This window comes from Gelidimonas denitrificans, from assembly GCF_055694065.1.
The window spans coordinates 3,411,040-3,424,632 of sequence record NZ_CM146350.1; the positions used below are offsets into that span (position 1 = coordinate 3,411,040).

8 protein-coding genes are annotated in these 13,593 nt (G+C 47.4%); 6 read left to right on the forward strand and 2 right to left on the reverse strand.

Translation table 11 applies throughout. The features are described 5' to 3' along the window. Positions 1-52: 52 nt before the first annotated feature. Both FKCLFG_RS15845 and FKCLFG_RS15850 read right to left on the reverse strand, forming a co-directional pair. The gene (locus FKCLFG_RS15845; RefSeq protein ID WP_472614027.1) at positions 53-2,470 is read right to left on the reverse strand and encodes a UvrD-helicase domain-containing protein; all 2,418 of its coding nucleotides are present in this window, start codon (positions 2,468-2,470) and stop codon (positions 53-55) included. 48 nt (positions 2,471-2,518) lie between these two features. After that, entirely contained in the window at positions 2,519-4,207 is a 1,689-nt protein-coding gene (locus tag FKCLFG_RS15850; RefSeq protein ID WP_472614028.1) for a hypothetical protein, read from the reverse strand. An 805-nt stretch (positions 4,208-5,012) separates the two neighbouring features. Here FKCLFG_RS15850 and FKCLFG_RS15855 point away from each other — a divergent pair. The 6 genes from FKCLFG_RS15855 to FKCLFG_RS15880 all read left to right on the forward strand — a co-directional run bounded on the left by FKCLFG_RS15855 (position 5,013) and on the right by FKCLFG_RS15880 (position 13,483). Continuing rightward, positions 5,013-6,089, forward strand: a complete 1,077-nt coding sequence (locus FKCLFG_RS15855; protein ID WP_472614029.1) for an SIR2 family protein — start codon at positions 5,013-5,015, stop codon at positions 6,087-6,089. A 9-nt stretch (positions 6,090-6,098) separates the two neighbouring features. After that, on the forward strand, positions 6,099-7,883 hold the full coding sequence (locus FKCLFG_RS15860) for an ATP-binding protein (protein WP_472614030.1): 1,785 nt from the start codon (positions 6,099-6,101) through the stop codon (positions 7,881-7,883). 121 nt (positions 7,884-8,004) lie between these two features. After that, on the forward strand, positions 8,005-8,124 hold the full coding sequence (locus tag FKCLFG_RS15865; protein WP_472615879.1) for a DUF6471 domain-containing protein: 120 nt from the start codon (positions 8,005-8,007) through the stop codon (positions 8,122-8,124). Positions 8,125-8,445: 321 nt separating this feature from the next. After that, positions 8,446-9,858 (forward strand): site-specific DNA-methyltransferase, encoded by a 1,413-nt coding sequence (locus FKCLFG_RS15870; protein ID WP_472615880.1) that lies wholly within the window; start codon positions 8,446-8,448, stop codon positions 9,856-9,858. 11 nt (positions 9,859-9,869) lie between these two features. After that, positions 9,870-12,527 carry a DEAD/DEAH box helicase gene (locus FKCLFG_RS15875; protein ID WP_472614031.1) on the forward strand — a complete coding sequence of 886 codons (2,658 nt, stop codon included), beginning with the start codon at positions 9,870-9,872 and terminating at the stop codon, positions 12,525-12,527. Between the two features lie 173 nt (positions 12,528-12,700). Beyond that, the gene (locus FKCLFG_RS15880; protein WP_472614032.1) at positions 12,701-13,483 is read left to right on the forward strand and encodes a DNA/RNA non-specific endonuclease; all 783 of its coding nucleotides are present in this window, start codon (positions 12,701-12,703) and stop codon (positions 13,481-13,483) included. Positions 13,484-13,593: the final 110 nt, after the last annotated feature.

Sequence of the window (13,593 nt, forward strand, 5' to 3'; positions counted from 1 at the left end):
ACAGCGCTTATTACGTCTCAATTTAATATCTACTCAAGTGCTCTGAATTTCGTCACATGTCAATTACTGAAATGTAGTCGGCGGATGTTGGTAGATTTTTCGATGCAAAAGTGCCCATAGATTTTTTATTCTGCCGCAAGAACCAGAAACATCGCTCTTCGGCACGAGTGACAGCCACATAAGCGAGCCGTAAGGCCTCGTCTTCTTGCGCTTGGTCATAACTGCCGAATCCCGCATGACCATAAACCATATTTTTTAACGGATTTCGCTGCGTGTAAGAACAGTCCTGAAGTAAAAAAACGCTCTTCGCTTCTAGTCCTTTGCATGTATGGAATGTCATGTAAACGACAGATTTCCCCCATTGCTTTGGTGCTTTAGCGAGTTCGGCATTTGATCGCGATAGAACAAATAATGGATGATCTTCTGTAGGCTTTACTCGTTTGACTTCCTCGGCAATTGCGTCTGAAATTGCCTTATAAGGCAATTTATCACCACTCACAAAAGTAACTTGAACAGCAAAATTGTTGCAGGCAAAATCTCCCTTTGCGACTCCGTGTTTCTTAGACCGTCTGGTGTGCGGGATTGGTGCCAATAACTGTTCTGCACAATCAATCACTTTTTTACTACTACGATAATTTTCTTCCATCTTTACCGGGAGATGAGACTTCGCAGGAAACTCATCTTCGAAGTTTAAGAAGAAATGTGGTGAGCTCCCTCGCCACCCGTAGATTGATTGCCAATCGTCGCCAACACACATAAAAGAGCCTCCTGGCATGGCATCTTTTTGTTCTTTCTCCCTCTTGACGAGTTCATATTTGCAAGCGCGTATCCATTGAACGATCTGCGGAGAGATGTCTTGAAATTCATCGATCATTAAATGCTTAATCGACTTCAGGATTTTTATAGGAATGTATTGGAGGTTTTCAGGATGGCGCTCAGAAAATTGGACGAACATTTGATTGAACGTAACAATTTCTTCTTTCTCAAGTATTGCCTCGAAATACTCCCAGAAGATTGCTGTCGCTTGGGCAAAGTTTTGGTCGCCGCGAGACAGTGACTTGCCTTGTAGATTTGTTAGCGCTGACGACACTGTTAATCCAAGGCTTTCTATAAATTGTCCAAAGCCAAAAATTGTCTCGGTAATGTGTACTTCCTCATCACGCTTCGGCGCAAACTCTCCCTCTGGCGTGTATGAAAACGCTGGTGCCGGCTTACTTGGTACAGAGGTGTCTTGAAACCACTGCAGAAATGCAATCAGTTCGCCCAGTCTTTTTGGTGTATCAATCCAAAAAATTGGCTTTTCGTTCCTTGCCGAAAAAATCTTGCGTTTAGTGTTTATCAGCGCTGCGATATTTTGAGTAGTGCTTGGCAAACACTGCCCTTTGAAATAGTCCGCACCACCGAGTACAACATATGTCTTAAGCGCCGGAATGTATCCATGCGCAACAAAACGGTGAGGAAATGTGGGCGATAATGTGATCTCTTGAAATTTTGCTTCGACACCAGAAAAGGGCCACTGGTCCGGAGCGATAGTCGAACGCCATGCCTGATCGACAATCACACCCATTGCTTGATCATTCTTGGATACCCAATCCGCATTTGATGTCTGTTCCGGGTACGGTGCGATTGGCTGCTGCAGAAAGCTGCTCAAGTATAGGTTTTGGATTGCATTGCTGAAAGTAGAATTCACAAGATAGGCAGATTCGTAAGCGGACTTTAGTCGCTTGCGCATATCTTCATTATCTTCTTCATTGGCGATAAGATTTTCAATCTCGTTATCATCTTTGATTTTTAACTCGCCTTTACTATTTAGAATTTCAAGAACTCTTGGAGGATCTCTTACCGTATGGCGATAAATCGTATAAATCATGGAGTGGAACGTCCGGACTATGCTACGCGCGAATTGATACTCAATGGGCCGGCCCCATGTTTCTAAACGTTTACACAATTTCTTAATGAAATCCTTACGGCTATTCCTTGTGAAGGTAAAGATGGAAATTTCTTCCCATGGGACATTCAGATAGAAATTCAAGACCAACGCACGCATGACTAATGCCGTTGATTTACCCGATCCCGCCCCAGCAATGACATAAGTCGATGTGCATGGTGATAGGATCATTTTCCACTGAGAGGGGTTGAATTTGACATCGCTTGCAAGGCGTGCCACGTCAGCACGTATTTTATCTACAAGATTGTCATCGATTTCGAACGGATGCTCACTCACCAACCATTTGTTGCCTGAAACTGGCGGTGGGGGTTCCGCCGTTTTTCGTGTGACAAACGTTTTCCGGCCTTTGTCCTGTCCCTGTTGATGCGCTTTCCTAATCGCTGCATTCAACAGGCTTTGATGGCGGCCTTTTGTGATTAACCGGAGCTTATCCAATATATTGTCGAGTAAAGGCATGTCATCAGACTCAGTAGTCTCTGTCAGCGTGGATTTATTTGTTGCTATCCCTTGATTTAATCCCATTGCTTTTCGGCGCTAACCGTTCCTTTTATTTGATATTTCATATCAAGATTAGAGTTTTGAAACAATTTTTTCCACAAATGTTGTGATCACTTCATTTTCCAATTCCGCATTGGAGAATGTATGCTTAAAGGCATATCGGTGGAGATGCGTAAGACTTTCATCGGATAGCCATCCACCACGACGTTCTGCGCATTCAGTTAGAACTGCCTTGAGATCCTTTTCTGAAACTGCTATATCGGTATGGCTATGGAGAAGCAGCATCGAGCATCTATCTAAGTAATTTCCCATTGCATCAACACGACGCTCTATCTCGAGGAGATATCGAATTTTCTTATCAAAATGAATCCGCGCAACTACCACACGTCTACGTAGACGCTTGTTATGACAAACGCCTTTGATGTAGTCTATGAATGGCCATGTACTTTCTCGACCAGTTTCAGTTTTTACCAATGGGAAGACAGAGCAACGTGAATCGATGCCTCCTGGATATGGAAGCTCAAATGAAATTTCTTTGACGCCTTTGTAAAGGTGAAGAGAGGCCAGAATTTTAAAAAAAGTCTGAAAATCAGCGGGTAATTTTTCTACTGTTGAAATAGATTCATCTTTTATTACATCTTCTTTTCCTATATCGGCGGGACTGATGGCTGAGTCAGTACCGCCTTCACCAATCCCCAATCCATCTGTATGGATCGGTATAACTTCAGTGGGATCGGCTGATTGATATTCGCACGACTTTTGGCGTACTTTTTCAATATTTTTAGTCGCCAGGTCTGTAAACGGCGTCTCTTCTGGAATCAATATTTCTGTGTCGTCTAAGAATGCGTAAGGTTCGTTGTCTGTCAGCAGATCGGTGCCATCAATATTGCTGGGAGTGGGCCGAGGGCTGGTTCCCTCATATGCTTTAGGACGAGAAGGATCGTTTGTGCCGTCTTTGTCTCCAGCATTGTCCCTAAAAAAATTTAGAGATTCAAACGGGAACGGTGCTGTGCAACGAACAATCCGATAGCAAACGAATATCTTGCCTTCTGCTGTGTAAGGCAACCATTTTCCAATTAGGGTAAGTGTTGTAGTGCCTTTAAAGGGGAAATTGGTTTCGGCATATATGGGGCGTTGGTCTTTCGCGCATTTAACGATAGATTTGCTAATAAGCGTTGCAGCACGTTTCGCGTTCGCGTCCAAGGCTATTCGTGCTATATCTGCGGCCGACTTATCCTTCATCTTTGGGCGTAATTGAATAAAAGATGAGCCATCTACCTGTTGCGGTATTGTTGCGTTGTAGTCGTAAATCTCGTTGAGCACCATTCCATAGCTAAAGAGTTTCGCGACCAGAGCGGGTGACGAGCCAAAATAACATCGTGCAAGCTCCAATTGAGGGATGACAATTTTATTATCGCTGCTAGGAAGTGAAATCAACATGCACTTCGATCGCGGGTGGTTCATGTGAAATGGATGATGCGCCAGTGGTAGTAGAAACCGCTTGGAATTCGGTGCATTTCCGGACTCAAATGCACTAGCCACAATGGAAGTACAGTGATCATCATCAATCAAAACGTCCTGAAATGTCTCAGTGGTGTAGGACGGGCTGGCGATGTATCGCTCCCTTCGCCATATGTCTCCAATGCGCAGAATCGGCAGGAAACCTATAGGCAGGCAAATCTCTCGCTGTTTTTTGTAGTCAGGTAGGTGTTGGGTATTGAGGTCAAGGTCGCAAGGCTGTCGAGCCAGACTTGACAGCATGACTTGAACGCTAGGTTGACTGTGACGTTGGACCCGATCCGGATATCGTAGATCTCCAAGCCAATCCATTCGCCAATATCCCTCACCCTCAGTGAGCAATGGTATTGCTACTTCTGACAACTTTATTTTTTCAGCCATCCTGATTGGATCAAACTACTTGATTGAGTGTTAGCGAATTCATACTCTACCTGATTCGTTGCAATGCAGTAACAATAATAGATGTTATGTACATTGTTTAACGCAACTGGATGGATATAAATAAAGGCAGAAGCCAAAGTAATTCCCACTACTATTTGACGGCAGAAGTTAGTACAGGCAATCGGAGAAGGCGTCCGAATTATTCGCTTATTTTAAGCATCGAATGGCTGCGTCTACGTGTTAACCAGGCATATCGGTGTCGATGCTGGCTCAGAACGACTCATCTTCGGCCGAGATGGTCGCCGTTGGTAGCAAAGTGGCGAGCATCAAGCGCCACCGTGTTGAACAGATCCACTCGGTATTTGAGGTGCCATTTGGTCACAAATGATGTTGACTAAAAGTTGAAAATCCACAATAGTTGGTTAAAGGAAATAATTGATAGCAGTGAGGAGGGTTATGATCGTGATAGTAAATCAGGTGTTCGTATGGTTGATATAACTGTGAAAAACGGAAATCGAGAAGCTGGGAAAATTACATGAATGGCTGATTCTGTAGGAATAGCAGGCTAGTTTGGCGAGGTGACAAAGTGATTGCCGTCCATTAGAAGCGCTAGTCAGTAATTTTTCTTGTTCCCTCCTAACACTCTTCAAAAAAAGATGAAAAGCGTATGACTGCATCTGGGCTCCCAGAGGAAATATATATCAAAATTCAGGCAATGTTCAGGACGACGCCTGTACTTTTGGTCGGCTCCGGTTTTTCGTGCGGATACGAATTGCCGCACATGGGTGCGTTGGGCGAACATTTGACAAGGGTTGTCGGCCCACGTCTGGTATCAAACGAAGCAAAGGCTGTATGGGCGGCTTCGTTGGACGCGGTACGCGCAAATCTGGAGGTTGGTCTCAATACGATTGCGAATGGCGCTAACGGTAGAGATGAGATTATTGCTATATTACGCGAAGAGACTGCTAAGCTCATCATCGCTAAGACTTTAATCGCAGAAGCAGCGATTCTCGACCATCTGGATCCCTCTACGCATGCACCTGTGAGATTGTTGCGTCGTCTATTCGATGGCGCTCCACAAAATGCGGATGCTATCTCAATAATCACCACCAATTATGACACTTTGCTAGAGTTGTTTTGTGATATTGCTGAATTGCCTTTAGATACCGGATTTTCCGGCTTTCGTCGCAGAATACCTAGAACAAATCCGCTGTTTGTAACGCAGTACAGCCGAACTAGATCAGTAGATAAAAAGGGCGCGGTGTTAGAACATCACCCTTGCCTAACCGTGCGATTGCATAAGCCGCACGGGTCAATAACTTGGATATCCACGAAGGACGGCCCAATCGAAGTTCTTAATGATTATTCAAACGCTACGAAGGCTATAGTCGTACCTGGTCCGTCGAAATATCAGGATGCCCTGGTTAATATTTTGTTTGACACGATGCGCACCGAAATGAACGGAGCATTCAACAAAGCAAACGCCTTAATTTGTGTAGGCTTCGGTTTTAATGATGATCATCTTCAAGGTGTCATCAAAACACGGCTTGACTCACACATGCCTATGTTGATTATTACGCGTGATTTAACCGACAACATCCATGCAGTGATCCGCAGCTACCCGCATGTGATCGTCTTTTGTGCACAGAGTATGGGTTCAAATTGCTATCACAATGGCCAGATGTTGCCCTCCCCGACTCCACTTTGGCAGCTGGACGACTTCTTAAAAACCTTTATTGAATAAGGGATTACGATGGGAATTTTTACATTTAACGAAGATCAGTCAATTGGAGAAGTGCGTAGCATCGACACATCTCGGATTACCATTCGCGTGACCGACGGACAGCGATTGCAAAAAGCCCGCGTGGGGCGGCTGGTGGCGATTCAATCCATGGGTGACGAATGGCTGGTAGGAATAATCGAGCGCGTCTGGCGCCGCCCTGTGGAACTAATAACTCTCGATGAAGAAAGCGAGGAGCCGGACTTGAACACGATTCCCGTCGAGGAAAACGGCGTAGCCGTCAGTCTTGTTGGAACCTATAGAGAACGTGATGGTGAGAAAAAAGACACATTTTCGCGCGCCATATTTTCGCTACCAGAAATAAGTCGCTCAGTGTTTCCGATTGAAGAAAAATCACTCGAAGATTTTATGGGAATACTTAGTGCATCGTCAAAAGCTGACGGTATCGCTCCGCTCAGGGTGGGCACCTATACCTTGGATGGCAAAGCAAGTGCCTATATTGATGCAGACAAATTATTTCAACGTCATTCTGCATTATTAGGTAGCACTGGGTCGGGAAAATCATTTACCGTCGCATCTATACTTGAGCAGGCATCTCAACTTCCACACGCGAACATGATCGTGCTTGATCTTCATGGAGAGTACTCTAGCATGGCGTTTGCTGCACATTTCCGGATCGCAGGAATTGGTGATTTGAAGTCAAAGAAAAGCGGCGCGATTTTTCTTCCGTTCTGGTTGCTGACGTATGATGAAATGCAATCTGTATTTGTCGACCGGTCCGGTGACAATGCCCCTAATCAAGCCTTAGCTTTAATGGACTCAGTGATTGAGACAAAGCGAGCATCAATTACCGCCCTTAATAAGAATGATCTGTTAGACGGATTCACCGTTGACACGCCAGTCCCTTATAAAATTCAAAGCCTTGTTGATTCGTTAGGCAAAAAAAATGAGGATGAAACCGATACTGGCGAAACATATGCCACCGGTGCGCGGAAAGGACAGGCAAAAATGGAGCGAGGTCCTCTTTATGGGAAGCTTTCACGTTTCCTGATAAGGCTCAAGACAAAAATAAATGATAGGCGCTATGCATTCATGTACCAAGCGCCGGCTGAATATGATACTTACGAGTCTCTACACAAATTGGCATGCCAACTTTTGGGCTCTGGTACTTTCAAGGACGGGGTAAATTCTGGGGTGAAGATCGTCGATTTTTCTGAAGTTCCTTCTGACATCCTGCCAGTTGTCGTCGGCTTGGTTGCCCGACTTGTTTACCAAATCCAATTCTGGACTGACCCAGGACTGGATGGCGATTCTCGCCATCCAGTCGTAATCGTCTGTGACGAAGCTCACCTTTACCTTCCCAGCAATGCAGCGATGACGGGTCCGCTTGAAAAGCGAGCACTGGAGAACTTCGAGCGAATAGCCAAGGAAGGAAGAAAATACGGAGTTAGTTTGATGGTAGTTAGCCAGCGGCCGTCAGATGTAAGTACAACGATACTTAGCCAATGCAGCAACATTATCAGTCTGAGACTTGCGAATAAAACTGATCAAGCGGTGGTAAAGCAGCTGCTTCCAGAAAGCCTAGAAAGTCTCATGGAGGTTCTTCCCACATTAGATGTCGGTGAAGCAGTAGTGGTTGGTGATGCAACCTTATTGCCGACTCGCATCAAAATAAGCAAGCCAAAATATGAACCCCGAAGTGCAACGATTCCATTTTGGCGCCGATGGGCAAAGCCGAAGTCAGTGGTCGATTTAGTCAAGTCCGTTGAAAATATGCGACGTCAGTCTCGCGAGTGACGATCAGGCAACGGCCATGCCGGATAGGGTTATCCGGCATATCAATATATATACGAATTCATGGGCAGGCATCTGGAGTTAATAGCAGGTGTGATCTATGAAAATCTGATTCAACGCCTACATACTAAATGTTAATGAGAGCTACAAAGAAATTGCCTCGAAGATCAATCGCGGTACTTTCAGTTTTTTATTTTTTGCGCAGTCCATAAAGGCGCTAAGCAAAAACGAGATTCGGTTATAAGCCGAACGCAGACAACACATCATTCGAAAGATATATGCCTACATTGACTTGGGTTGGTAAAGAAAAAGTAATTCACCATCATCGTGATGTACCTTATCGCGTATTGAAAAAACAATATCATTTCAGCCAGCCAGCCAGCCAGCCAGCCAGCCAGCCAGCCAGCCAGCCAGCCAAAAGACCGCGCCAGAACTAAATAGTTCCAGTAGTTTCGCCAAAAATCCAGAAGCGGAAAGTGATTGCAATCGCATCATCCACGGAGACAATCTCGAAGCACTAAAAAGCCTGCTACCTGAATTCGAGGGGAAGGTTAAGTGCATCTACATCGACCCGCCGTACAACACCGGCAATGAAGGCTGGGTATATAACGATTCGGTAAATGACCCAAAAATCAAGAAATGGCTTGGTAAGGTAGTTGGCCCTGAAGGCGAAGATTTGAGTCGGCACGACAAATGGCTGTGCATGATGTATCCGCGCTTGAAGTTGCTACATCGGTTATTGGCCGATGATGGGGTTTTTTTCGTCAGCATTGACGACAATGAATTAGCCTCATTGAGGCTGGTTTTAGATGAGATTTTTGGAGCAAGTAATTTTCTATCAAATGTTGTTTGGCAGAAACGAACGTCGCCTGACGCAAGATTAAATCTTGGCCCCGCCCATGATCATATTGTTGTTTATGCGAAACGCTTACTCTTGGCTAAGGAACGACTCAATAAAGTTCCTATATCAATCGGAAGAGCAAAAGATTTTAAAAATCCTGATCTGGACCCTCGTGGGTTATGGGCGTCTGTCGATCTAACCGGGCAAACCGGCCACGCAACAAAAGACCAGTTTTACGAAATCACTACCCCAAGCGGCAGAAAATTGTCCCCTCCCGCAAAACGGTGCTGGGCATTATCAGAAACATCGTTTCTTGCACTTAATAACGATAAGCGTATTTGGTTTGGAAAGAACGGAGATTCCAGGCCGAGGTTGAAAAAATTCTTATCAGAATCCGAGGGTAGTACCGTATGGACTTGGTGGACAAATGAGGAGGTGGGGCATAACCAAGAGGCAACCAAGGAATTGCTCGCGATATTGGGAGATGATTCCATGTTTGAAACTCCTAAGCCGACAAGGCTGATAGAGCGCATTTTGCAACTTGCTACCGATAAAAATTCTCTTGTTCTGGACTCCTTCGCCGGCTCTGGCACGACCGCACACGCCGTTTTGAAACTCAATGCACAGGATAAGGGCAACCGTCGTTTTATCCTCATTGAGACAATGGATTACGCCGAAACTATTACCGCCGAACGTGTACGTCGCGTCATAAGTGGCTATGGCGAAGGCAATAAAACCGTCGCAGGTCTGGGCGGAAGCTTCGACTACTACACCGTAGGCGAACGGCTATTACTCGATGACGGCATGCTTAACCCATCGGTCGGACTGCAAGCTATCCGCGACTATGTTGCATGGACAGAGGGAATCCCTATCGGCCAATGCGCGCCGCTCATTCCAATAGCAACAGAAGGAAATGCCAGTGCGCCCTCTTGGATGGGCGAAGCGCATGGCCTTGGGTTGTTCTTCGTTTGGGACGATGCCAATCCCACCACGCTTGATTTGTCATTGCTGACGCAACTGGTGAAGCGGACAGGTCGCTACCTGATCTACGCCGACCAGTGCGCGCTGGGCGAGGATTTCATGCGCCGCCACAATATCGTTTATAAAAAAATTCCGCGCGACATCACGCGTTTGTAAGGGGAGCATTGATGCATCCGAACGAATATCAAAATATTGTCCTGAACGACCTACGCTCATTTTTGGCGCGCTGGCAGGTTTGCGATGATCCGGTGCTGGCTTACCGTGCACATTGGGATGAAAAAGGTGCGGCACGTATGCCGCCCTACCAACCGCAGTCCCACAATGCGCCGCAACTGTGTGCCAAGGTGCCAACCGCTGGCGGTAAGACGCTTATCGGCATCTACGCCTTACGAGAGGTGCTGGATGCGCTCGGTAAGCGACGCGGTGAGCCACGCCTGTGTATCTGGTTGGTGCCGTCGCTGTCAATCAAGGACCAGGTGCTTAACCGCTTCAATGCGGTCGGCGATGGTTATTGGCTGGCACTGCGCGTGGCATTGGGGGAACGGGTGAGCGTACTAACGAAGGAGCAATTGCTGGCCGGTAGCGGTCAGTTCAATGCCGATTCGGTACGCGACGAAGTGGTTATTGCAGTGCTTACCTATGACAGCCTGCGCGCCAAGAACAAAGACGACCGCAAGCTCTACCAACAGAACGGAGCACTAACGTCGTTCGGCGCAGATGTGAGTGATAGCGAAGCAGACGAGGATATTGACCCGGAATCACTGGTCGCGGCTATTGCCAGTCTTAGCCCGGTAGTGATTGTGGATGAAAGCCACAATGCAACGTCAGAACTGTCACGCGAGATGTTGGCGCGATTGAAGCCAAGCTGTGTGGTGGAACTGACGGCAACGCCACGTAAAGGCGCAAACATTGTCAGCTTTGTTGATGCAATGGCGCTGCGCGATGCACACATGGTCAAACTGCCGGTGGTGGTTCGTAATTTACCAGATCAGGCCGCAGTGATTGCCCATGCTATCGACCTACGTGCGCGCCTGGAAGCTGAAGCGAAGGAGGAACAAGTTAATGGCGGTTCCTATATTCGGCCCATCGTACTGTTTCAGGCCGAGCCGAAAAACAAGGGCGACAGCCTGAGCTTTGAGAAGCTACGCGACGAGTTAGTTAAGCAACATGCCATCGATCCGGATTGGGTAAAAATCAAGACCGCCAACGTCGATGAGCTCAAAGGCATTAACCTGTTGGCGGACAATTGCCCTGTACGCTTCATCATTACCGTGAACGCGCTCAAAGAAGGTTGGGACTGTCCATTCGCCTATGTGCTGGCAACGTTGGCGGATAGGTCATCGGCTATCGACGTGGAGCAGATTCTTGGCCGAATTTTGCGCCAGCCGTATATCCGCCTCCATGGACAAGCACCGCTGAATATGAGCTATGTGCTTACCGCCTCGTCGGTGTTCTCTCTGGCATTGGAAAAGATCGTCGCTGGTCTCAATCGCGCTGGCTTTAGCCGCAACGACTACCGCACGCCCGACGTGCCTTCATCTGATAGCACCGCGCCGGTTGCCTGTTTGCCAAATGGAGTGACGACTTCTTATGACCTGTTTAATCCAGCGGCGCAGCCACAAACATCTGCAACGGCCAATGCAATCGATTCGGCAGCGGCCGTAAGTACCTCAACAGTAGATGCTCCGGCAACAACTGATTCCGCCGCCATCTATTCGGTTGAGACCACGCTTCGCTGTGGCGAGGAAGCCAGCAACCAACTTGATCAAGCAGCGGCCAAGCTTGGCGGCCGATACATTGCACCGGAACAACGTGAAATGATGAATAGCTACCCACTACGGAACGACTTTGTAAACGAGATTTCCAATCTGTGTATGCCACAGTTCTATCGTCGTGTGGATGAGGACAGTCTATTCGCTGAAACTGATGGGGGTACGCTGCTTGACCGCGATATGCTGCTGGAACGTTTCCGATTGGCCGATTGCGATCTGAATGACTTTAAGCCGAATTTGACGGCTGGAGATGTCGCACAGATAGACTTAAAAGCATTGAATGCAGCAGGCATGGCAGATTACGAGCCAACACGTGTGCATCTCAAGAGCTATGAAATTCGTAAGCTTCGTGACTATCTGGCGACTCTTTCGCCTGAGTCGAAGCGACGGGAATTGGCCGGGCTAGTTAGCAATTGGCTGGGTAAAATGCCACCATTGGGTGAACCCGATTTGCGAGCCTATATCGACAAGCTGCTGGGACGCATGTCAGCCGCCGATCTTGAAGAGGTGTTAGAACAACAGCATGCCTTTGTCGAAGTCGTAAGGAAGCGAGTTCGGCTTGAGATGGCACGTTACCGCCGTAAGAGCTTCCTCCAATGGGTACGGACTGACGAAGTGTTTGCTACGGATAGCTATGTATTTCCCAAGGAGGTGCACCCTGTAGCGCTGTATACGCCATCAGCGAATACCCTCTACGAGCGGGAAGAGCGTGCCGGTAGCACCAATTTGGAAAGCCTTATGGCCGACTGGTTGGCATCGGCAGACAATATCCGCTGGTGGCATCGTAATCACCAGACACGCGGCTTTAACCTAAACGGTGCAATTAACCATTACCCCGACTTCATCGCTCGGACTCAACGTAACACCTTGGTATTGATCGAAACCAAGGGCGAGCACTTAAAAAACGACGACTCTGACACTAAAGTTGAGTTGGGTAAGCTGTGGCAGGACTGTGCTGGACGTAACTATCGCTACATAATGGTGTTCGACCAAGTTCCTGTCGTTGGGGCAGTGAACTGGCAGGACGCGATTGATATTCTGTCACGGGTATAGGGCTTCAGAATTGCGTCGCAAATATTTGTATTCATTAGAATCTATTGATTATTAATATTGTCCGGTTGCTACATAATTCTGGAGCGTAGAGATATTGCTCCGACTGAAAATCGAGTTTTGAAGGTAAGAAATCCTACGCGATTACACAGATAAAACGGTTATTAGTGTGGCCTATGAGTCACCGTAATACACATTTGAATAGAAATAGATTGACCACATTAATAAATAAATTTGCCGCCACAGCCCTGCTGCTGACAGCGGTTTCGACCAGCCTTGCCGCGAACGCCGATTTCTCGCAATGCCGGCAGATGTTCGCCAATGCCCAGCCACCAGTCCTTCAAAATCAAACCATGGCGCCGAGGGCACTGTGTTACAGCGGCTTTGCGGTTCTGCACTCTGGGAAAAGCCGCACGCCGATGTATGTGGCACAACGACTCAATAAAGAACAATTGGAAGTCAAAGTGGCCAGAGGAACACGGTTTTTTGCCGATGCCCGGCTGCCACGAGCGGAACGCGCCGAGTTAGAGGATTACAAAAACTCAGGCATGGATCGTGGGCACATGGCCCCTGCTGGCGACATGGCAACGGAAGAGTCGATGGCGCAAAGTTTCTCGCTGGCGAACATGGTGCCGCAATATGCCGTCAACAACCGCAAGTCATGGGCTGGCATTGAAAAAGCCACCCGCAAATATGTAATGCGTGCTGCCGGGGATGTTTTTGTAATTACTGGTCCGGTGTTCGAACCAAATCACCCCACCATCGGCTCGAACAAGGTATGGGTTCCGCAACATTTATTCAAGCTGGTGTACGACCGATCGACCGGGCGGGCATGGGCGCATTGGCTCGACAATACTGATGAGGCGCGTGTCGGCAAGCCGATCAGCTACGATGAGCTGGTGCGTCGCACCGGGATTGATTTCATACCAGCGCTATCCTCAATGAAGGCAGCAGCATAACGGACCTGTCCGTCTTTGATCAATTCGATAAATTAGCTGACCTGCTCATCGCTCAAGCCACTAAAAGAACAACTTGCAGAATGCGCCCGATTGCTTGCGGTGAACCTGGC